The following is a 21,275-nucleotide window of genomic DNA, read 5'->3' as shown; positions in this document are numbered from 1 at the left end:
GGTTGGCTTGATGCTCGAATTTTTCAATATGGTGCTCCACATCGACCAAACGCTGGGCGTCTGGGTCGAGCAATACGGCGTGTGGGTGTACCTGGTGCTGTTCCTGATCGTCTTCGCGGAGACGGGGCTGGTGGTCCTGCCCTTCCTGCCCGGGGATTCGCTGCTCTTCATCGCCGGGGCGTTCGGCGCCACCGGCCACATCGATCCCTTCCTGATGGCGGCCCTGCTGATCGCCGCGGCCATCATCGGCAATACCGTCAACTACACGATCGGCCGCTATATCGGGCCGCGAGTGTTCTCGATGAACCTGCGTTTCCTGGACCGCGGCGCGCTGATGCGCACGCACGCGTTCTATGAAAAGCACGGCGGCAAGACCATCGTGATGTCGCGCTTCATCCCGGTCGTGCGCACCTTCGCGCCCTTCGTGGCCGGCGTGGCCGACATGTCGCTGGCGCGCTTCCAGATGTTCAATATCCTGGGCGCGCTGCTGTGGGTGGTGAGCCTGGTGGCCGCGGGCTATTTCTTCGGCAACATCCCGCTGGTGCGCGAGCACCTGAACACCATCGTGCTGATCGGACTGGCCGCGGCCATCGTGCCGGTGGTGGGCGCCGGGCTGTTCAAGCTGATCAAGGCCCGGCGGGGCAGCTAGCTCACATCCCCCAGCCGCGCCAGCGGCGGGTTGGCGGTGAAATACCGCTGGATGCCGGTCATCATGGCCTGCGCCAGCTTGTCCTGGTGCGAGGCGCTGCGCAGCAGCGCTTCTTCCTGCGGGTTGCTGATGAAGGCGGTCTCGACCAGCACCGAGGGGATGTCCGGCGCCTTCAGCACCGCGAAGCCGGCCTGTTCGACGCTGTTCTTGTGCAGCCGGTTGATCTTCTTGATTTCGTCCAGGAAGGCGCTGCCGACCTTGAGCGAATCGTTGATCTGCGCGGTGGTGGACAGGTCCAGCAGCACCTTGGCGACCTGGCGGTCGTGGCCGCCCAGGTTGACGCCGCCGATCAGGTCGGCCGCGTTTTCCTTGTCGGCCATCCAGCGCGCCTGGGCGCTGGTGGCGCCGCGCTGCGACAGCGCGAACACCGAGGAGCCGTTGGCCGAGGGCTTGACCCAGGCGTCGGCGTGGATCGAAATGAACAGGTCGGCGCGCACCCGCCGCGCCTTCTGCACGCGCACGTGCAGCGGCACGAAATAATCGTCGTCGCGCGTCAGGTAGGCGCGCATGTAGGGCTGGCTGTCGATCAGCGCCTTCAGGCGCCGGGCGATGCGCAGCACCACGTCTTTCTCGCGCAGGCCGCTGCGGCCGATGGCGCCGGGGTCCTCGCCGCCGTGGCCCGGGTCCAGCGCGATGGTCAGCATGCGCTGCTTGCCGCGGCTGGCGGTGGCCGGCGGCGGCTTGGGCGTGGAGGGCAGGGGCGCGGCGGGCTGCTGGCCCGGCACGCGCGGCGGTTCGGGCGGATCGGCGCGGGTCACCGGGTTGCGCTGGATGTCTTCGAGGATGCGCGCCAGCGGGTCGTCCACGTCGGGGCCGCTCTGCTTGTTCAGGATGGCGATCAGCGGGTCCTGGGCGATCTTCGGGTACAGGTCCAGCACCAGCCGGTACTGGTAGTCGGCCACGGGCTTGAGGGTGAACACCTGCGGCGCCACGGGCTGCTTCAGGTCGAACACCAGGCGCACCACGTTGGGGCGGTTCTGCGCCACGCGCAGGCTCTGGATGTAGGGATCGTCCGGCCGCACCTTGGAGATCAGGTCGTTCAGCGCGGCGCTGATGGTCAGCCCTTCGATGTCCACCACCAGGCGGTGGGGGTTTTCCAGTGTGAATTGTTCGGCCTTGAGCTCGCTGTCGAGTTCGAGCGTGACCCGGGTGTATTCGTCGGCCGGCCAGGTCCGCACGGCGAGGATGGTCGCGGCCTGGGCCAGGCGCGGCAGGACCGGCAGGACGAGCAGGGTGGCTGCGACGCTGATCAGGCGGCGCCGGGTGGCGCCTGCCGAGGGGAGGGCGCCGCTGGGGGCGGGGGGACAATCGCGTTCAACCATGTTTGTCCTCGGGCGGTGTACGCGGTCAGGGTGGCGTCGCGTCCCTCGCCGGCGTAGGCCAGGGAAATCAGCAGGTCGGGCGGGGGTAAAAGACCCTCCGCCCGTTCAGGCCATTCGATCAAAACGACCGCGTCGTCACGCAGCAAATCCCGGAATCCTGCGTCCAACCATTCGCGCGAATCACTAAATCTATAAAAATCAAGGTGATAGAAGTATAAGTTAGAAACTTTATAGGATTCAAGTAGGGCGTAGCTCGGACTTTTGATTCGGCCGGTGATGCCGCATTCGCGCAACAATGCCCGTGTGAACGCCGTTTTTCCGGCTCCGAGGTCTCCGCGCAGGTGGATATGGGCGCCCGCCGGTCCGCCCTGGCGGCCGGACACCATGGGGGCGAGCTGGCGCGCCAGCGACTCGGTGGCGGCCTCGGAGGGCAGGTGCAAGGTCAGGCTGCAGAGAGGGGCGGACATGGCGCGGGGCGAGTGGTAAAAACAGTGAAGAAAGCTCGAAGGTACGCGCAATTATAGGAATGCGGGTTTCTGCTAACCTAGTATTGATTGTCATTCTCAATTTCCCGTGGCCGGCGCGCCGCAGCCGGCCGCGATCGACGTAGCCACGGAGTTGCAAGCGCCATGAAGACCCGCATCGAAAAAGACACGTTCGGCCCCATCGAGGTGCCCGAAGACCATCTCTGGGGCGCCCAGACGCAGCGCTCGCTGCATTTCTTCGCGATTTCCACCGAAAAAATGCCGGCCCCGCTGGTCGAGGCCATGGCGCGCCTGAAGCGCGCGGCCGCCAAGGTCAACGCGGACCTGGGCGAACTCGATCCCAAGATCGCCGACGGCATCGTCCGCGCGGCCGACGAGGTGATCGCGGGCAAATGGCCCAACGAATTCCCGCTGTCGGTCTGGCAGACCGGCTCGGGCACGCAGAGCAACATGAACATGAACGAGGTGCTGGCCAACCGCGCCTCCGAGCTGCTGGGCGGCGTGCGCGGCGAAGAGCGCAAGGTCCACCCCAACGACCACGTCAACCGCGGGCAGTCGTCCAACGACACCTTCCCCACCGCCATGCACGTGGCGGCCGCCGTGCAGGTCGAGCACCACCTGCTGCCCGCGCTGAAGGCCTTGCGCGCCACGCTGGCCGCCAAGAGCGCGGCCTTCTACGACATCGTCAAGATCGGCCGCACCCACCTGCAGGACGCCACGCCGCTGACCCTGGGCCAGGAACTGTCGGGCTACGTCGCCCAGCTCGACCTGGCCGAGCAGCAGATCCGCGCCACGTTGCCGGGGCTGCACCAGCTCGCCATCGGCGGCACCGCGGTCGGCACCGGCCTGAACGCGCATCCGCAGTTCAGCGCCAAGGTGGCCGCCGAACTGGCGCACGCCACCGGCACGGCCTTCGTGTCGGCCCCCAACAAATTCCAGGCGCTGGCCTCGCACGAAGCGCTGCTGTTCGCGCACGGCGCGCTCAAGGCGCTGGCGGCCGGCCTGATGAAGATCGCCAACGACGTGCGCTGGCTGGCCAGCGGCCCGCGTTCCGGCCTGGGCGAGATCAGCATTCCCGAGAACGAGCCGGGCAGCTCCATCATGCCGGGCAAGGTCAATCCCACGCAGTGCGAGGCCGTCACCATGCTGGCCGCGCAGGTGATGGGCAACGACGTGGCGATCAACATCGGCGGGGCCAGCGGCAATTTCGAACTCAACGTGTACAAGCCGCTGGTGATCCACAACTTCCTGCAGTCGGTGCGCCTGCTGACCGACGGCATGGCCAGCTTCGACCAGCATTGCGCGGCCGGCATCGAGCCCAACCGCGAGCGCATCGCCGAACTGGTGGACCGTTCGCTGATGCTGGTGACGGCGCTCAACCCGCACATCGGCTACGACAAGGCCGCGCAGATCGCCAAGAAGGCCCACAAGGAAGGCCTGTCCTTGAAGGAGTCGGCGCTGGCGCTGGGTTATCTGACCGAGGCGCAGTTCGCGGAATGGGTCGTTCCGGCGGCTATGACTAATAAATAGGTCCCCCCCCGAAGCGCTGCGCGCTTCCCCCCCGGGGGGGCGTCGCTGCGGACCGGCGGAGCCGGATCCGCGCGACCCGGGTCGGGGGAGGGCGGCTGTTCAGGGGCGTGCTTTTTTCTAGCCTGTGAGCATCAGCCACAACGGGATCGACAGCGCCGAGAACAGCGTTCCCAGCGAAATCAGCACCGCGACCATGCGGCCGTCGCCGCCCATGCGCATGGCCAGCACGTAGGCCGCGGAGGCCGTGGGCAGCGCCGCGAACAGCAGCAGCATGCGGGCTTCGAGCGGCGGCAGGCCCAGCAGGCGCGCTACCAGCCACGCAATCGCGGGCAGCGCCAGCAGCTTGACCGACAGCATCCAGCCGATCAGCGCGCCATAGCCCTTGCCGCCTTCCCAGGACAGGCTGGCGCCCACGCAGATGATGCCCAGCGCGATGGCGGCCGCGCCCAGCCTGGCCAGCACCGTGTCCACCGGGCCGGGCAGTTGCAGCCCGGCCAGATTACAGGCCAGTCCCAGCAGGGTGGAGACCAGCAGCGGATTGCGCGCCAGTTCGCGCAGCAGGCTGCCGCCGCTGTGGCGCGCCAGTCCGTAGACCGCGGCGAGGTTGGCCATGGGCACCGCGAAGCCCACGATCAGCGCCATGACGGTCTGGCCCTGCGTGCCGCCCAGGCTGGCCGACAGCGCCAGGCCGATATAGGTATTGAAGCGATAGCCGCATTGCGCCGACGAGGCCAGCGCCAGCGACGAGGGCCGCAGCACCGGCCCGGCCAGCCACGACAGCGCCACGCCCGAGCCGATGACGGCGGCCGTGGCCTGCAGCAGCATGGCGGCGTTGCCGGCCGTGATGGGCGTGCGGATGATGGATTGGAACAGCAGCGCGGGGAACAGCACGAAGTAGACCAGCCGTTCCGTTCCGGCAAAGAATTCGCGCGAAAAACCGAGTTTGTGACGCAGCGCCCAACCTAGCGCAACCAGCATGAAATCAGGGAAAACCAGGAGGGCTACCGACATGGGCGAGTACGATTTGATGGGCGTCAAGCGCGCCGCGGCGCGCTATGCGACTGTAAGCATTTGCTGCTATTCTCCGACATTCTGGCGGCCGCGTGTGCCACAAGCAACCAACAAAAGCAGTGCGATTCGACCAGCACCCTAGCCGCGCGCCGTCTAAGTCAATGGCTGACCCGTCTACAGGCGGGCACATCACGCAGGGTCCCGTTCACATACGGGCTCGCATTATTGGAGGAAACACTTCTATGAACAACGTCCGCTCCCTGGCTGCGGCCATCGCTCTGGCCGCCGGCGCCCTCGGCGTTTCAGCCGCCCACGCCGCCGACGCATACCCGAGCAAGCCGATCCGCGTCATCGTTCCGTTCGCGCCTGGCGGTTCCACCGACATCATCGCGCGCCTGGTGACGCAGCGCATGAGCCAGGAACTGGGCCAGCCCATGGTCGTGGAAAACAAGGGCGGCGCCGGCGGCGCCATCGGCGCTTCGGAAGCCGCGCGCGCCGATGCCGACGGCTACACGCTGTCGATCGCCACCGTGTCGACGATGGCCGTCAACCCCGCCTGCCGCCCCAATGACCTGCCCTACGATCCGATCAAGGATTTCCAGCCGGTCACCAACTTCGCCAACACCGCCAACGTGGTGGCCGTGAACCCGAAGTTCCCCGCCAAGGATTTCAAGGGCTTCCTGGAAGAGCTGAAGAAGAACCCGGGCAAGTACTCCTACGGCAGCTCGGGCACCTGCGGCGTGCTGCACCTGATGGGCGAATCGTTCAAGATGGCCACCGGCACGGACATCGTGCACGTGCCGTACAAGGGCTCGGGCCCGGCCGTGGCTGACGCCGTCGGCGGCCAGATCGAAATCATCTTCGACAACCTGCCGTCGTCGATGCCGCAGATCCAGGCCGGCAAGCTGCGCGCCATGGCCATCGCGTGGCCGGACCGCATCGCCGCCATCAAGGACGTGCCGACCTTCAAGGACGCCGGCTTCCCGGTGCTGAACCAGCCGGTCTGGTACGGCCTGCTGGCGCCCAAGGGCACGCCGATGGACGTCGTGAACAAGCTGCGCGACGCCGCCGTGGTGGCCCTGAAGGACCCCAAGGTCATCAAGGCGCTGGACGACCAGGGCTCGGCCCCGTCGGGCAACACGCCCGAGGAATTCGCCAAGGAAATCAAAGAGCAGTACGACTGGGCGAAGGACGTCGTGAAGAAGCAGAACATCAAGCTGGACTGATGGCGCGCGGGGCGGCGCTGTCCGCCCCGGCTGCATGAATCACGGGCGCCTTCGGGCGCCCGTTGCATTTTGCGCGCGGCCCGCCCGCGTCAGGCGATATCGTCGAGCGCGGCCAGGCGCGCGGCGCAGCCGGCCTTGAGCCGGTCTATCAGGTCGCGGTGCAGCGCCGACAAGGGGTCCTGGTTGCGCACCATGATGCTGATGGGCACGCGCAGCGGCGGGTCCAGCCGGCGCAGGTGCATGCCGGGGCGCAGCATGGCCTGCGCGGTGATCGCGTCCACGATGGCGTCGCCGCAGCCGGCGTCCACCAGCGCGCAGCCCACGTAATGGGTCTGCACCTGGATGGCGACCTGCGGGTCCAGGCCCTGCGCGTCCAGCGCCATCTGCAGCAGCGCGCCGGAGGCGTCGCACGCGTCCAGCACGATCAGCGTATTGCCCGCCATGTCGGACAGCTCGGCCAGCCGCAGCGGCCCGCGGCCGGGCTTGCGGCTCAGGTGCACCAGCTCGGTGTGGCCCAGGCCCATGCGGGTCAGGCCGGGATAGTCGTTGGTGTCGAAGGTGATGGCCAGGTCCAGTTCGCGCGTGAGCAGGCCCTGCACCAGCTCGGCGCTGTGATGGGTGTGGATGTCGAAGGTGATGCCGGGCTGCGCGTCGCGGCTGTCGCGCACCACGCCGGGCAGCAGCCCCAGGCCCAGCGCGGGCGCGCAGCCCAGGCGCAGATGGCCGTGGGGGCGGTCGCGCAGGCTGGCGGCCAGCCGGCGCACGCTGTTGAGGTCCTGGTTCAGGCGCGCGACCTCGGGGGTGAGGATCTCGGCCTCGCGCGTGGCCACCAGCCGGCCCTTGACGCGTTCGAACAGCTTGAAGCCCAGCTGGGCCTCGGCGTGCGCCAGCAGCTTGCTGGCCGCGGGCTGCGAAATGTGCAGCGCGGCGGCGGCCTCGGTCAGCGAACCGGTGCGGCGGATCGCTTCGAAAATCTCGATGTGGCGCAGGCGCATGGCACGGGCGGGAAAGTCGATGAAAAACCGGATTCTATGCCGGATACGGCGGCGCGGCGCGTTGCTATGATGGACGCCTGCCGCCATGCCGGCGAACCAAGGAGCTTCCCATGCGCGCACCCGGTCCCGCCGCAGCGATCCTGCTGGCCGCCGTCCTGGCCCTTCCGGCCGCCATGTCCTCCGCCTGGGCGCGCACGCCCCAGGCGGCCGAAGACCTCAATCCCGAAGCCGCCAGCGGCACGCAGGCGCGCCAGCTGGCCCGCGCAAAGCATTTCATGATGGCCTCGGCCAATCCGCTGGCCACGCGCGCCGGCGACGAGATGCTGCGCCGCGGCGGCAGCGCGGTGGACGCGGCCATCGCGGCCCAGCTGGTGCTGAACCTGGTCGAGCCGCAATCGTCCGGCATCGGCGGCGGCGCCTTCATGGTGCTGTATACGGCCGGCGGCGGCGCCATCCAGACCTACGACAGCCGCGAGACCGCGCCCGCGGCCGCCCGCCGCGACCGCTTCCTCGACGCCGCGGGCAAGCCGCTGCCGTTCGCGCAGTCGGTCAACAACGGCATGGCGGTGGCCGTGCCGGGCCTGCTGCGCGGCCTGGAACTGGCGCACCGGGAGCACGGCGTGCTGCCCTGGGCCGAGCTGTTCCAGCCGGCGATCCGGCTGGCCGAGCAGGGCTTCGCCGTATCGCCGCGCCTGCACAAGCTGCTGGCGGGCAACAAGGAACTGCCCAGGCAGCAGGCCGCCGCGGCCTATTTCTACGCGCCCGACGGCTCGCCCTGGCCGGTCGGGCACATGCTGAAGAATCCCGAATTCGCGCGCACGCTGCGCGCGGTGGCGCAGCAGGGCGCGGACGCGTTCTACCAGGGCGAGATCGCGCGCGACATCGTCGCCGCGGTGCAGGGCCATGCCGTGCCCGGCGACCTCACCGAGGCCGACCTGGCCGCCTACCGCGCCGTCAAGCGCGATCCCGTCTGCGGCGCCTATCGCGGCTATCGGCTGTGCGGCATGGGGCCGCCCAGCAGCGGCCCGCTGGCCGTGCTGCAGATGCTGGGCGAACTCGAGCAATACCCCATCGGCCGCTACGCGCCGGGCAGCGTGGAGGCGGTGCATTACTTCTCCGAGGCCGGCCGGCTGGCGTTCGCCGACCGCGATTTCTACGTGGCCGACCCGTCCTTCGTGCAGGTGCCCGTGAACGCCTTGCTGGACCCCGCCTACCTGCGCGCGCGCGGCGCGCTGATACGGCCGGACCGCAGCATGAAGGTCGCCTTGCCCGGCGACCCCGAAGGCAAGCTGCTGTCGCTGGGCAAGGACGACGCGCTGGAGCTGCCGTCCACCAGCCATCTGGTGGCGGTCGACGCCAAGGGCAACGCGCTCAGCATGACGACCACCATCGAAAGCGAATTCGGCAGCAAGATCTTCGTGCGCGGCTTTCTGCTGAACAACGAGATGACGGACTTTTCCTCGTCCTACCAGGACCCCGAAGGCCGGCTCGTGGCCAACCGCATCGAACCCGGCAAGCGCCCGCGCAGCTCGATGGCGCCCATGATCGTGCTGCGCGACGGCAAGCCGTACCTGCTGGTGGGCTCGCCCGGCGGCAGCGCCATCATCAATTACGTCGCCAAGACGGTGGTGGGCGTGCTGGACTGGGGCCTGGACATCCAGGCCGCCATCGACCTGCCCAACATGGGCAGCCGCAACAAGGACACCGAACTCGAAAAAGGCACGCCGCTGGAGGCGCTGGCGCCCGAGCTCGAACGCATGGGGCATCCCGTGCGCATCACCGAGTTTCCCAGCGGCATCCACGGCATCGTGATCGGGCCCGAGGGGCTGCAGGGCGGGGCGGACCCGCGGCGCGAAGGCGTGGCGTCGGGAGGGTAGGATGGGTGTAGCGCGAGACTATATGAATAAAAATTCGAATTCCGAGCGCGCGTAACCCATCGGGCGGCGCGAGCCGCCATTTTTTATGCTTGCCACGAAAATCGGCGGCTTTCGCTGCCCGATGGGTTGCGCGCGCTCGATACCTGAGTTCTTGCTCAAGGATTCTCGCGCTCCACCCCTCCTACGACCCGTCTCCCCGCGCTCCCTCGGCCCCGAGATCCGGCGGCAATCTCCGCAGCGTCGCCGGCGTGCGCGACAGCTTGATCGGGGAGCCGACCCCGCGGTAGTCGCCCTGTTCCAGCACCATGCCGCGATGCCGGGTATGCGGGTGCGCCAGCGCCTGGTCCACGGTGAGCACCGCGGCGGCGGGCACGCCGTTGCGCAGCAGGCGGTCGGCCAGTTCGGCGGCGTCGAATCCGGCCAGCAGCGCCGACAGGTCGGCGCGCAGCGCCTGGCGGTTCCGCAGGCGGTCGGCGTTGGCGGCGTAGCGCGGGTCTTCGGCCAGCGCGGGCGCTTCCAGCGTCTGCGCCAGCAGCGCGAACTGGCGGTTGTTGCCCACCGCCAGGAAGATCGGGCCGCTGGCCGTGGGCAGGGTTTCGTAGGGCGCGATGTTGGGATGCGCGTTGCCGCTGCGCGCCGGCACCTTGCCGCTGTAGAAGTAGTTGGGCGCGTGCGGATGCAACAGCGACAGGGCGCAGTCGTACAGCGTGATATCGAGGAACTGGCCCAGGCCGCTGCGCACGCGCTCGTTGAGCGCGAGCAGGATGGCCACCGCCGCGTTCAGGCCCGTCACCATGTCCACCACCGGCAGGCCGACGCGGGTGGCTTCGCCGTCGGCCTCGCCGTTGACGCTCATCAGCCCGCACATGGCCTGGGCGCAGGCGTCGTAGCCCGGCAGGCCGCCCAGTGGCCCGTCGGCGCCGAAGCCGCTGACCCGGCAATGGATCAGCGCGGGGAATTCCTGTTTCAGCGTCTCGTATCCCAAGCCCCATTTCTCCAGCGTGCCGGGCTTGAAGTTCTCCACCAGCACGTCGGCGTCGGCCAGCAGCCGGCGCAGCAGCTCCTGGCCCGCAGGCTGCGACAGGTCCAGCGTCATGCCTTCCTTGTTGCGGTTCACGCCGACGAAGTAGGAGGCCGTGGCGCCCAGGAAGGGCGGCCCCCAGCCGCGCGTCTCGTCGCCGCCGGGCGGCTCGATCTTGAGCACATCGGCGCCGTGGTCGGCCAGGATCTGCGTGCAATAGGGGCCGCCCAGCACGCGCGACAGGTCGATGACCTTGCAGCCGGCCAGGGCGCCGGCATTGGGGAGGGTTGCTGCCATGGAAAAGTCCTTCAGTCGATGGAGACGTGGGCGCTGGCGATGACGTCGCGCCACTTGGGCACTTCGGCCGTGATGAAGGCGGACAGGCCTTGCGGCGTCTTGTCCTGCGCCTCGACGATGCCCTGGCTGCGCAGCGTGTTGGCCACCTCGGGGTCGGCCAGCGCGCTCTGGAAGGCTTTGTTCAGGGTCTCCACGACCGGCGCCGGGGTATTTTTGGGCGCGACGATGCCGAAGAACACGCTGACGTCATAGCCCTTGAGGCCCTGTTCGGACAGCGTGGGCAGGTCGGGCAGGGCGTCGGAACGTTGCGCGCTGGCCAGGCCGATGGCGCGCAGCTTGCCGGCCTTGACGTAGGGCAGCGCGGTCAGGATGTCGGTGAACGACATGGACACCTGCCCGCCCAGCAGGTCGTTCAGCGCCGGGCCGGTGCCCTTGTAGGGAATGTGCATGATCTGGGTGCCGGCCATGCGGTTGAACAGAATGCCGGCCAGGTGCGAGGACGCGCCGTTGCCCGACGAGGCGTAGCTCAGCGCGTCCGGGTTTTTCTTGGCGTAGGCGATCAGTTCCTGCACGTTGGTGGCCGGCACCGACGGGTTCACCACCAGGATGTTGGGCAGGTGGCCGATACGGATGATGGGGGCGAAGCTGGTCTGCGGATCGTAGCCCTGCTTCTTGTACAGGCTGACGTTGATGGCCAGCGGCCCGGAAGTGCCGAACAGCAGCGTGTAGCCGTCGGGCTTGGCGTTGGCCACGTATTCCGAGCCGATATTGCCGCCCGCGCCGCTGCGGTTCTCGACGATGACGTTCTGCTTCAGCGGCTGCCTGAGCTTGTCGGCCAGGCGGCGCGCCAGGGCGTCGGTGGGGCCGCCGGGCGGGAAGGGCACGACCAGGGTGACCGGGCGTTCCGTGGGGAAGGCCTCGGCCGCCAGCGCGGGCGCCGCGGGCAGGGCCGCGGCGGCGGCCAGCAGCAAGGGGGCGAAGTAGCGGTTCATGTTTGTCTCCAGTGGTGGATGCGCGCCGGCTGTGCCGCCGGCGTCGGTTTACAGCGCGTATTGCAGGATTTCCCGGCAGGCGGCGCTTTCGTCGGGCGGGATGGCGTAGGGATCGCGCGGGCCCAGGCGATGCAGCAGCACCTGGTCGGCCAGCCTGGCGCGAGCGGCCAGCGGCGGGTCCGCGGCTTCCCAGCGCAGCGCGGCCAGGGACACCGCGTGGTACAGCAGCGACGCGGCCTGGCGCGCCAGCTCGGCGCGGTTTTCCCGCGCGGCGTGTTCGGCCAGCGCGTAGGTCTGTTCCAGCGCGCGGGCCTGCATGTCGGCCAGTTCGGGCGGGCAGGGCGCGCCCTCGGCCAGCAGGCGCTCGATGTGGGCGCGCAGCGCCGGCAGCGATTGTTCGCGCGTGATGGCGCGCAGCACGTCCAGCGCCACGATGTTGCTGGTGCCTTCCCAGATCGAGCCCAGATGCGCGTCGCGCACCAGGCGCGGTTCGGTCCACTCCTCGATATAGCCGCAGCCGCCGCGCACCTCCATGGCGTCGCCGGTCACTTTGCGGGCGTCGCGGCAGGCGCGGAACTTGATGAGCGGGGTCAGGATGCGCGCCAGCGCCGGATCGCCGCCGCCCTGGTCGGCCTCGGCCAGCGCGCGCGCGGTCTGGAACATGACGCTGCGCGCCTGTTCGGCCCAGACCGTCATCTTGACCAGCTGGCGCTGCATCAGCGGCATGTCGATGAGCCGCTTGCCGAAGGCGCGGCGGTGCTGCGAGAAATACACCGCCTCGGTGACGGCGCGGCGCATCAGGCCGGCCGCGCGCATGCCGTTGGACAGGCGCGAGTTGTTGATCATGTCGGCCATCTGCTTGAAGCCGCGGCCGCGTTCGCCCACCAGCCAGGCCACGGCGCCTTCCAGGCGGATTTCGCCGCTGGCCATGGAGCGCGTGCCCAGCTTGTCCTTCAGGCGCAGGATGCGGTAGTGGTTGTGGCCGCCGCCGGGCAGGTCGCGCGGCAGCAGGAACAGCGACACCCCCTCCAGGCCGGGCTGCGGCTCGCTGCGGGCCAGCACCATGGCGTAGCCCGCGTCGGGGTTGGAGCAGAACCACTTGTCGCCCGACAGGCGCCAGCTGCCGTCGTCCTGCCGTTCGGCCGTGACCTCCGTGGCGCTGACGTCCGAACCCGCGCCTTGCTCCGTCATGAACATGGCGCCCTGGCGCAGCGCGTCGAAATCCTGCGTCGTCACCTGCGGCAGCACGCGCGCCACCAGGTCGGCGTCGCCGAACTTGCGCAGCGTGCGGGCCAGCGAATCCGTCATGCTGACCGGGCAGCACAGGCCGAACTCGGCCTGCACGAACAAATGGCTCAGCGCGTATTTGGCGGCGGCCGGCATGGGCTCGGGCCAGCCCAGCACCCCGCCGCGGTGCGACAGCGCGGCCAGGCCGAACTCGCTGTAGGCCAGGCGTTCCAGTTCCACATAGGCCGGGTGCTTGTCGATGCGGGATTCGTCCTGGCCGGCGCGGCTGCGCACCGACAGCGTGGGCGGATGCTTGTCGGCCGTGGCGGCCAGCTCGTCCATCAGGCCGCCGGCCAGCTCGCCGAGCCGCTCCAGGTGCGGCAGCAGGTGCGCGTGCAGCGCCGGCGGCAGGTAGCGCCGGCACAGCGCCGCGGCATAGGGGTCGGCGTGGAACAGGTTCAGGCCGCGCGCATCCGGAATCGGGGTGGCGGCGGGCGTGGCGGTCTTGACGGGGGCATCCATGGCGGCATCCTGCGCAAAACGGGGGATGCCTCATGGTGCTTGCCTGGATTAATCTATACAAATACTGTTTTGATTTAGAACAATCCAAAAAAAGTATAGATAGGCAAATCAAAGGGAACGCGCATGGATCTGGACCCGCGCCTGCTGCGGTATTTCATCGCCGTGGCCGAAGAGCGCCATTTCAGCCGGGCCGCCGTGCGACTGCACATCTCGCAGCCGCCGCTGAGCTACGCCATCCGGCAGCTGGAGGAAAACGTCGGCGCGCGCCTGCTCAACCGCAGCAGCCGCCACGTGGAACTGACCGACGCCGGCCAGGTGCTGTACCGCGAGGCCCAGACCCTGCTGCGCCAGGCCGAGGACGTGCGCACGCTGGTGCAGCGGGTGGACGCCGGCCTGCGCGGCAGGCTGCGCATCGGTTTCGTGGGGTCGATGCTGTACCGCGGCCTGCCCGCGCTGCTCAATGCGATGCGGGCCGAGCTGCCCGACGTCGAGCATGTGCTGACCGAGCTGAACTCGCACGACCAGATCGAGGCGGTGCGCCGCGGCGAGCAGGACCTGGGCTTCATCCACGCCAATCCCCTGCCGCCGGGCGTGCAGGCGCGCGACCTGGTGGCCGAGCCTTTCGTGGTGTGCCTGCCGCAGGACCACCGGCTGGCCGGCCGCGAATCGCTGCGGCTGGACGAACTGGCGGGGGACGATTTCGTGTTCTTCGCCCGCGCGGCCTCGCCCAGCTACTACGAGACGGTGCTGGCCATGTGCGTATCGGCCGGCTTCATGCCCGTGATCCGCCACGAGGTGCGGCACTGGCTGAGCGTGGCCTCGCTGGTCTCGCAAGGGCTGGGCGTGTCCATCGTGCCCGCCTGCCTGTCGCGCAGCGGCCTGGCGGGCACGCGCTTCATTGCCTTCGAGCACGCCGCGCGCTCGGTCAGCCAGGCGATCTGGCCGCAGGCCATGCGCACGCCGCTGCAGGAAAAAGCCCTGGAACTGGTGGCGCGGCACTATGCCGGGGCCGGGACATTGGGGGTACACTGACCCGGCCATGTCCTACCGATCGATCCAGCCGCTGACGCGCCGCAAGCGTTTCATTACCCGGCTGCGCCACTGCGGCCCTCCGGCGAAGCACTGAAACCCGTTCCAGGGCTTTTCGGTTTCTTCTCCGGAGTCGATCGTGGATCTTCCCTTTTCGTTTCGTCCGCGCCTCTTGAGCGCGTTGCGCGGTTACGACCGCATCCGTTTCGTGCAGGACCTGGGCGCCGGCCTCACGGTCGCCGTGGTCGCGCTGCCGCTGGCCATGGCCTTCGCCATCGGCTCGGGCCTCAAGCCGGAAGCGGGCCTGTTCACCTCCATCATCGCGGGCTTCCTGGTCGCCCTGCTCGGCGGCAGCCGGGTGCAGATCGGCGGGCCGGCGGGCGCGTTCATCGTCATCGTCTACGACATCGTGCAGCAGTACGGCGTGGCCAACCTCATCATCGCCACTGCGCTGTCCGGCGTGCTGCTGTTCGTGATGGGGCTGCTCAGGCTGGGCACGCTGGTGCGCTTCATCCCGGTGGCCGTCATCATCGGTTTCACCAACGGGATCGCGGTGCTGATCGCGCTGTCGCAGGTCAAGGACTTCCTGGGCCTGGCGATCCCCGAGATGCCGGGCGATTTCTTCGGCATCCTGGGCGCGCTGGGCAGCCACCTGTCCTCCTTCAATCCCTGGGCCGCGGGCGTGGCGGTGGCGTCGCTGGCGCTCATCGTGGCCTGGCAGCGCTGGCTGCCGAAATGGGGCGGACCCAGGGCCGCGCCGCTGGCGCGGGTGCCGGGCTCCATCGTCGCGCTGGTGCTGGCCACGGCCGCGGTGGCCCTGTTCGGCCTGCCGGTGGAGACCATAGGCAGCCGCTTCGGCGGCATACCGGCGGCGCTGCCGGACTTCACGCTGCCGGCGTTCAGCTGGGAATCGGCCCGCTACCTGCTGATGCCCACGATCACGCTGGCGCTGCTGGGCGCGATCGAATCGCTGCTGTGCGCGCGGGTGGCCGACGGCATGATCGGCGACCGCCACGACCCCAACCAGGAACTGATGGCGCAGGGCATCGCCAACTTCGCCACGCCGTTCTTCGGCGGCATGCCGGCCACCGGCACCATCGCCCGCACCGTGACCAACGTGAAAAGCGGCGCCACCAGCCCGATCGCGGGCATGACGCACGCCGTGGTGCTGCTGCTGGTGATCCTGGTGGCCGCGCCGCTGGCGTCTTCCATCCCGCTGGCCACGCTGGCGGCCATCCTGATGTTCGTGGCCTGGAACATGGGCGAGTGGCGCGAATTCGCGCGCCTCAAGACCTACCGGCTGCCTTACCGCGTGACGCTGCTGTCGGTGTTCCTGCTGACGGTGGTGTTCGACCTGACGGTGGCGGTGCAGTTCGGCATCTTCGCCGCCTGCCTGACCTTCATCTACCGCATTTCCAGCCTGTCGCGCGCCGAACGCCTGACGCCGGCCGAGCAGCCGGCGCTGGCCGGGCTGGAGGCGCAGGTGGCGGTATGGCGGCTGTACGGCACCGTGTTCTTCGGCGCGACCAAGCTGGTGGAGTCGCTCGAGGACCATTTGCCGGCGCGCGCGCTGGTGCTGGACCTGAAGAACGTGATCTACGTGGACTCGACCGGGGCCGAGGCGCTGGAAAGCCTGAGCCGGGCCTGCGAGGCGCACGGCGTGCGGCTGATGGTCTCGGGCCTGCTGGGCCAGCCGCTGGACATCGTGCGCCGCGTCGGCCTGTACCAGCGGCTGCTTGGCGACCTGCGGCCGGACGTGGCCGGCGCCACGGCGGCGGCCGTGGCGCTGGCCCGGGGGGAGCGGCAGGATTCCTAGCGGAACACCACCGTCTTGTTGCGGTTCAGCAGGATGCGGTGTTCGACGTGGCTGCGCACGGCGCGCGACAGCACCAGGGATTCGATGTCGCTGCCGACCTGGGTCAGGTCCTGGGCGGTCATCGTATGGTCCACGCGCTCGATGTCCTGGTCGATGATGGGGCCTTCGTCCAGGTCCGAGGTCACGTAGTGGGCGGTGGCGCCGATGATCTTGACGCCGCGGGCGTGCGCCTGATGGTAGGGGCGGGCGCCCTTGAAGCTGGGCAGGAAGCTGTGGTGGATGTTGATGGCGCGGCCGTTGAGCGCGCGGCACATGTCCTCCGACAGGATCTGCATGTAGCGGGCCAGCACCACCAGGTCGATGTTTTCCTGCTCGACCAGGGCCAGCACCTGGCGCTCCTGCTCGGCCTTGGTGTCGGGCGTGACCGGCAGGTGGTGGAACGGGATGCCGTAGGAGGCCGCCAGGCCGGCGTAGTCGTTGTGGTTCGACACGATGGCCGCCACTTCGGCGTGCAGGTGCCCGCTGTGCACGCGGAACAGCAGGTCGTTCAGGCAGTGGCCCTGCCTGCTGACCATGATGAGCAGGCGTTCCTTGCGGCGCGCGTCGTGCAGCTTCAGCTCCATGCCGTATTCCTCGGACATGGGCGCCAGGCGGGCGCGCAGGTCGGCGGCGGCCACGCCGGCCGGCGCGTCGAAGTGCACGCGCAGGAAGAAGCGGCCGGTTTCCTCGTCGCCGAACTGCTGCGAATCCAGGATGTTGCAGCCCAATTCGAACAACAGGCCGCTGACGCGGTACACGATGCCCGTGCGGTCGGGGCAGGACAGGGTCAGGATGTAGTCGTTGTGCTGCATGTGCGTAAGAAAGGGCTGAATGGAAAGTCGTGGAGGTCAGGCGGCCAGGCGGGCCAGGGTTTCTTCGGCCAGGGCCAGGCTGGCCGTCAGGCCGGGAGATTCGATGCCGAACAGGTTCACCAGGCCGGGCACGCCGTGCGCGGCCGGGCCGGCGACGACGAAGTCGGCCGCCGGTTCGTGCGGGCCGGAGATCTTGGGCCGGATGCCGGTGTAGCCGGGCGCCAGCGCGCCGTCGGGCAGGGCCGGCCAGTAGCTGCGCACGGCCGCGTAGAACACGTCGGCGCGGGCCGGATCGAGCGTGTAGTCCTCGACGCCGATCCATTCGGTGTCGGGACCGAACTTGGCCTGCCCGCCCATGTCCAGCGTCAGGTGCACGCCCAGGCCGGCATGCTGCGGCACCGGGTAGATCAGGCGCGAAAAGGGCGCGCGGCCGGACAGCGTGAAATAGCTGCCCTTGCACAGGTAGTCGGCCGGGATGCTGGCGGGCGGCACGCCGTCGATGCGGCGCGCCAGCGCCGGCGCATGCAGGCCGGCCGAATTGATCAGCACATTGCAGCTCAGGCTCATGGCCTCGTCGCCGCCGAACTGCAGCTCGAAGCCGCCCTCGGGGCGCACGCGGCCCGACACCAGCGGCGTGTGGAACACGCACTGGGCGCCCGCGTTCTCGGCGTCGCCCTGGTACGACAGCATCAGCGCGTGGCTGTCCACGATGCCGGTGGACGGCGAGGACAGCGCGGCCGCGCATTGCAGCGCCGGCTCCAGGCGCATGGCGTCTTCGCCCGACAGGAACTGCAGGTCGTCCACGCCGTTGGCGCGGGCGCGCTGCGCGATGCTTTCCAGCTGCGCGGCCTGTTCGGCGTCCGCGGCGACGATGAGCTTGCCCAGGCGCTTGTGCGGCACGCCGCGTTCGGCGCAATAGGCGTACAGCAGGTGCTTGCCGCGCACGCACAGGCGGGCCTTGAGGCTGCCCGCCGGATAGTAGATGCCCGCGTGGATGACTTCGGAGTTGCGCGAGCTGGTGCCGGTGCCGATGGCCTCGGTGGCCTCGGCCACCAGCACTTCGCGCCCGGTGCGGGCCAGCGCCCGCGCGATCGCCAGGCCCACCACGCCCGCGCCGATGACGACGCAATCGATATCTGCGCTCATGGGCTATCCCTTTTTTTCCGCGCGGTCGCCGGCCGGCGTCAGGTCGAAGCCGCCGGCATGGAAGACCAGCGGCGGCTCGGCGCTATGGCCGCAGCGCTCCACCTCGCCCACCATGATGATGTGATCGCCTTCGACGTAGCGGCTGCGGTTGTGGCATTCGAACCAGGCCGCGCAGTGGCCGTCCAGCATGGGCGTGCCGCCGGGCGCGCGGTGCACCGGCAGCCCGGCGTAGCGGTCCGGGGTCTTGCCGGTGGCGAAGCGGCGCGCCAGCGCGATCTGTTCGGCGCCCAGCACGTTGACGACATAGCGCTCGCACTGCTCGAAGGCCGCCAGCGAGGACGAGCCGCGCGACAGGCTCCACAGCACCAGCGGCGGGTCCAGCGACACGGAGTTGAAAGAGCTCACCGTCAGCCCGATGGGCGCGCCGTCCAGGCCGGCGGTCGTCACGACGGTCACGCCCGTGGCGTAGCGGCCCAGCGCGGTGCGGAAAAAAGCAGCGTCAAAATCAGGGGAGGAGGCGGTCATGCAATCATGGATAGGGGGCGCGCCCGGCATCAGGGCGACAGGCGTTCGATCTTCCAGGCCGGGCCGTCGGCGACGTAGCGCAGGCGGTCGTGCAGCCGCGAAGGCCGGCCCTGCCAGAATTCGAAGGCGGTGGGCTTCAGGCGGTAACCGCCCCAGTGCGGCGGGCGCGGCGGCGCGTCGCCGTAGCGTTCGCGGAATTCCTGTTCACGGGCTTCCAGCTCTTCGCGGGTGATCGGCTGGCTCTGGCGCGAGGCCCAGGCGCCGATGCGCGAGCCGGCGGGCCGGCTGTGATAGTAGGCGTCCGACTCCTCGGCGGGGACTTTTTCGACCACGCCTTCGATGCGGACCTGGCGCTCCAGCGGCTGCCAGAAAAACAGCAGGCTGGCGCGCGGCTCGGCCTGCAGGTCCAGGCCCTTGCGCGATTCGTAGTTGGTGAAGAAGGTGAAGCCGCGCTCGTCGAATCCCTTGACCAGCACGATGCGCGCGCTGGGCTGGCCGTGGGCGTCCACCGTGGCCAGGGTCATGGCGTTGGGCTCGGGCACCTTGGCGGCCAGGGCCTCGTCGAACCAGAGCGCGAATTGCGCGAACGGCGAAGCCAGGGCCTGGCTTTCGAGCAGGACATGCTTCTCGTAGCTTTGACGCAGATCAGAGACGGACATGGGAGTAAGGGTCAGCGTTGATAACAGGAAGTTTATACCGCTTGGGCGACTGTCCCTATATTGACCCTGCTCAGGCCGCCGGCAAGCGCCGTCCGGCGGCGCGGCGGCGGCTTCAGGCGCCTTCCGGCAACGGGTGCCCTTCCTGCTCGAGCCGGCGCGCGATGGCGTCCAGGCGGGCATCGTGGATGCCCGCGGCGCGCAGCGCCTGGGCGGTCTGCACCACGTAGTCGGTGCAGGGGCCGTAGCGGCCGGCGGCGCGGCGCACGATGGCCAGCAGTTCCGGTTCGGGCAGCGCCCGGATGTAGGCCGGATTGTCGCGGTTCATGATGAAGACCAGCGCCCGGACGTTGCCGCCGTCGGTGGTGCAGTTGATCCAGCGCGGCAGATAGGCGCCGGTGGACATTTCGCGCTCCCAGAGCGCCGGGAAGTAATTGGGCACCTGGCTGCCGGCCAGCCGGTAGACCACGCCGCGGCAGGAGCCGCCCCGGTCCAGGCCGAACACCAGGCCCGGGCATTCCGGCGTGCCGCGGTTGACGCGCGACCACAGGCACAGCGCCCGGTGATGGCCGCGCAGCGTGGCCAGCCGGCGCTCCACGAAGTCGAAGTCGGGGCGCCAGATCAGCGATCCGTACCCATATACCCATACGTCCTCGCCCGACTGCCAGTGGCGCAAGGCCTCGTCCAGAGAGGCCTGCCGCTCTTCGGGGGTCCAGAGGCGAAACGGCAGGCTGGCGCCGGAGGGAATGGGGGATGGGGTATTCACGGCTTACGGTCGGATTCGATCGGGGGATTGCGATTGGCCCAGCCGCCGGCCATCAGCGCCAGCGAATAGGCCCAGAACAGCGGGGCCACGCCAATTACCGCACCGAGCGCGCCGAAGGTCAACGGCAGGGAAACCTGGGAACCGTTGATCAAGGCCATGCGCAGGCCCACGGCCTCGGCCGCGCGCCCCGGGGGCGAGTGCTGGTGCAGCAGAGACAGCATGCTCGGCTGGCAACAGCCCAGGGCCAGCCCCAGGATGAAAGACAGCACGATCAGCACGGTAACGTCGGTGAACAGCGGGTAAAGCATGAAGTCGATGGCGGCCGTGGCCATGGCCGCGCGGACCAGCGTCCAGGAACGTACCCGGCGCTGGATCAAGGGCAATACCAGACGGATGACGAAAGTTGCCGCCGCGAACGAAGCAAGAATGACCCCGATGGTGGTGGCCGACAGGCCGATGGCCACGCCGAAGATGGGCACGACGAACAAATGGGTGTCCCAGGCGCCGGACAAGATGGTGTTCACCATCAGGATGCGGCGCAGCGCCGGCACGGCCAGCAATTCGGTGACGCGGCGGCGTTCGGCCTCTTTTGCGCCGGAAAGCAGCGCATCTGCCGCCTTCAATTGGTGACGCAGCATGTAAAGCCCGCCCGCCGACAGCAGCGGACCCAGGGCCAGCAGCCCGAAGGCCAGGCGCGTGCCCAGGTGGTCGATGGCCAGGCCGGCGATCAGCGGGCCGGAGAAGCCCGAACCGGCCAGCGCCAGCGACATGAAGGAGAAATTGCGCAGGCGCTGCGCGGGTTCGGCATGGCCGAGCAGGTCCTGGGTGGCCACCTGGTGCAGCATGAAGCCGATGCCGATACAGCACGAGGCGATGAGCAGCGCCAGCTGCGTCTGGAAGACAAAGGGCAGCAGGGTGCCGACGGCGACCAGCGAGGTGCCCAGCACCAGCGGGCGGACGATGCCGACCCGGTCCACCCAGCGCCCGGCGCGCACCGAGAACAGCATGGGCAGGACGGCGAAGACCGCGACCAGCGTGCCGACCTTGAAGGTGGACAGCCCCATCTGCAGCGCCGTCAGCGAGACAGTAATGCGTCCCCCTGTCAGCGCCACGTGATTCATCATGGCCAGCACGCACAAGAGCGCCGCCCCGGAAAACTCCGGGGAACCTGGGGAAGAAGAGGGGGATCTAGGGGAACTGGACACGGCCACGACGTAACTGCAGCCATTCTGTCCCCAACGTCTACCAATGTCGAGGCAAGCTTGTTTTGCG

19 protein-coding genes are annotated in these 21,275 nt (G+C 68.9%); 6 read left to right on the top strand and 13 right to left on the bottom strand.

Features of this window, described 5'->3' with window-relative positions:
* Positions 1-10: 10 nt before the first annotated feature.
* Positions 11-649 carry a VTT domain-containing protein gene (locus tag AC1IQ6_RS23355; protein WP_102775648.1) on the top strand — a complete coding sequence of 213 codons (639 nt, stop codon included), beginning with the start codon at positions 11-13 and terminating at the stop codon, positions 647-649.
* Here the strand turns inward: AC1IQ6_RS23355 and AC1IQ6_RS23350 are convergent.
* Both AC1IQ6_RS23350 and tsaE read right to left on the bottom strand, forming a co-directional pair.
* The gene (locus tag AC1IQ6_RS23350; protein WP_146196949.1) at positions 646-2,031 is read right to left on the bottom strand and encodes an N-acetylmuramoyl-L-alanine amidase; all 1,386 of its coding nucleotides are present in this window, start codon (positions 2,029-2,031) and stop codon (positions 646-648) included. The two genes, AC1IQ6_RS23355 and AC1IQ6_RS23350, sit on opposite strands and share 4 nt — an antisense overlap.
* Positions 1,959-2,498 (bottom strand): tRNA (adenosine(37)-N6)-threonylcarbamoyltransferase complex ATPase subunit type 1 TsaE, encoded by a 540-nt coding sequence (tsaE, locus tag AC1IQ6_RS23345; RefSeq protein WP_102775504.1) that lies wholly within the window; start codon positions 2,496-2,498, stop codon positions 1,959-1,961. Before tsaE ends, AC1IQ6_RS23350 begins: the two co-directional genes overlap by 73 nt.
* 162 nt (positions 2,499-2,660) lie before the next feature.
* On the opposite strand from tsaE, the gene fumC reads away from it, so the two are divergent.
* Positions 2,661-4,046, top strand: coding sequence for a class II fumarate hydratase (fumC, locus tag AC1IQ6_RS23340; RefSeq protein WP_111826408.1), 1,386 nt, complete (start codon positions 2,661-2,663; stop codon positions 4,044-4,046).
* A gap of 117 nt (positions 4,047-4,163) precedes the next feature.
* On the opposite strand, the gene AC1IQ6_RS23335 is transcribed toward fumC, so the two are convergent.
* Positions 4,164-5,057, bottom strand: coding sequence for an AEC family transporter (locus AC1IQ6_RS23335; protein WP_209166812.1), 894 nt, complete (start codon positions 5,055-5,057; stop codon positions 4,164-4,166).
* Positions 5,058-5,299: 242 nt separating this feature from the next.
* Between AC1IQ6_RS23335 and AC1IQ6_RS23330 the strand changes: the two genes are divergently transcribed.
* Positions 5,300-6,283, top strand: coding sequence for a tripartite tricarboxylate transporter substrate binding protein BugE (locus tag AC1IQ6_RS23330; RefSeq protein WP_102775506.1), 984 nt, complete (start codon positions 5,300-5,302; stop codon positions 6,281-6,283).
* An 89-nt stretch (positions 6,284-6,372) separates the two neighbouring features.
* On the opposite strand, the gene AC1IQ6_RS23325 is transcribed toward AC1IQ6_RS23330, so the two are convergent.
* Complete coding sequence (locus AC1IQ6_RS23325; RefSeq protein WP_209166813.1) at positions 6,373-7,278, bottom strand: LysR family transcriptional regulator; 906 nt, start codon at positions 7,276-7,278, stop codon at positions 6,373-6,375.
* A 110-nt stretch (positions 7,279-7,388) separates the two neighbouring features.
* Here AC1IQ6_RS23325 and ggt point away from each other — a divergent pair, with 110 nt between their 5' ends.
* Entirely contained in the window at positions 7,389-9,155 is a 1,767-nt protein-coding gene (ggt, locus tag AC1IQ6_RS23320) for a gamma-glutamyltransferase (protein WP_181391068.1), read from the top strand.
* A gap of 181 nt (positions 9,156-9,336) precedes the next feature.
* Here ggt and AC1IQ6_RS23315 read toward each other — a convergent pair whose 3' ends face one another.
* The 3 genes from AC1IQ6_RS23315 to AC1IQ6_RS23305 are packed head-to-tail and all read right to left on the bottom strand — an operon-like array spanning position 9,337 to position 13,214.
* On the bottom strand, positions 9,337-10,473 hold the full coding sequence (locus tag AC1IQ6_RS23315) for a CoA transferase (protein ID WP_209166814.1): 1,137 nt from the start codon (positions 10,471-10,473) through the stop codon (positions 9,337-9,339).
* Between the two features lie 11 nt (positions 10,474-10,484).
* A complete protein-coding gene (locus tag AC1IQ6_RS23310) occupies positions 10,485-11,465 on the bottom strand; it encodes a Bug family tripartite tricarboxylate transporter substrate binding protein (protein ID WP_485865373.1) in 981 nt (326 codons plus the stop codon).
* Between the two features lie 48 nt (positions 11,466-11,513).
* Entirely contained in the window at positions 11,514-13,214 is a 1,701-nt protein-coding gene (locus AC1IQ6_RS23305) for an acyl-CoA dehydrogenase family protein (protein ID WP_485865372.1), read from the bottom strand.
* Between the two features lie 123 nt (positions 13,215-13,337).
* On the opposite strand from AC1IQ6_RS23305, the gene AC1IQ6_RS23300 reads away from it, so the two are divergent.
* Both AC1IQ6_RS23300 and AC1IQ6_RS23295 read left to right on the top strand, forming a co-directional pair.
* A complete protein-coding gene (locus tag AC1IQ6_RS23300; protein WP_102775511.1) occupies positions 13,338-14,246 on the top strand; it encodes a LysR family transcriptional regulator in 909 nt (302 codons plus the stop codon).
* 136 nt (positions 14,247-14,382) lie between these two features.
* A complete protein-coding gene (locus tag AC1IQ6_RS23295; RefSeq protein ID WP_485865371.1) occupies positions 14,383-16,059 on the top strand; it encodes a SulP family inorganic anion transporter in 1,677 nt (558 codons plus the stop codon).
* Here the strand turns inward: AC1IQ6_RS23295 and purU are convergent.
* The 6 genes from purU to AC1IQ6_RS23265 all read right to left on the bottom strand — a co-directional run bounded on the left by purU (position 16,056) and on the right by AC1IQ6_RS23265 (position 21,127).
* A complete protein-coding gene (gene purU, locus AC1IQ6_RS23290) occupies positions 16,056-16,910 on the bottom strand; it encodes a formyltetrahydrofolate deformylase (protein ID WP_111826415.1) in 855 nt (284 codons plus the stop codon). The two genes, AC1IQ6_RS23295 and purU, sit on opposite strands and share 4 nt — an antisense overlap.
* Before the next feature lie 36 nt (positions 16,911-16,946).
* Positions 16,947-18,056, bottom strand: a complete 1,110-nt coding sequence (locus AC1IQ6_RS23285) for an NAD(P)/FAD-dependent oxidoreductase (RefSeq protein WP_485865370.1) — start codon at positions 18,054-18,056, stop codon at positions 16,947-16,949.
* 3 nt (positions 18,057-18,059) lie between these two features.
* On the bottom strand, positions 18,060-18,581 hold the full coding sequence (locus tag AC1IQ6_RS23280; protein WP_102775515.1) for a flavin reductase family protein: 522 nt from the start codon (positions 18,579-18,581) through the stop codon (positions 18,060-18,062).
* A 29-nt stretch (positions 18,582-18,610) separates the two neighbouring features.
* Positions 18,611-19,240, bottom strand: coding sequence for a pyridoxamine 5'-phosphate oxidase (pdxH, locus tag AC1IQ6_RS23275; protein ID WP_102775516.1), 630 nt, complete (start codon positions 19,238-19,240; stop codon positions 18,611-18,613).
* Between the two features lie 112 nt (positions 19,241-19,352).
* Positions 19,353-20,003 (bottom strand): gamma-glutamylcyclotransferase, encoded by a 651-nt coding sequence (locus AC1IQ6_RS23270; RefSeq protein WP_209166817.1) that lies wholly within the window; start codon positions 20,001-20,003, stop codon positions 19,353-19,355.
* Positions 20,000-21,127, bottom strand: a complete 1,128-nt coding sequence (locus tag AC1IQ6_RS23265; RefSeq protein ID WP_168202233.1) for an MFS transporter — start codon at positions 21,125-21,127, stop codon at positions 20,000-20,002. The genes AC1IQ6_RS23270 and AC1IQ6_RS23265 overlap by 4 nt, the downstream gene beginning before the upstream one ends.
* Between the last annotated feature and the right edge of the window lie 148 nt (positions 21,128-21,275).

The organism is Achromobacter sp. MUI-25009338, from assembly GCF_057359325.1.
Note: the sequence above shows the minus strand (reverse complement) of the source record. Positions and strands in the feature narration are given on the sequence as shown.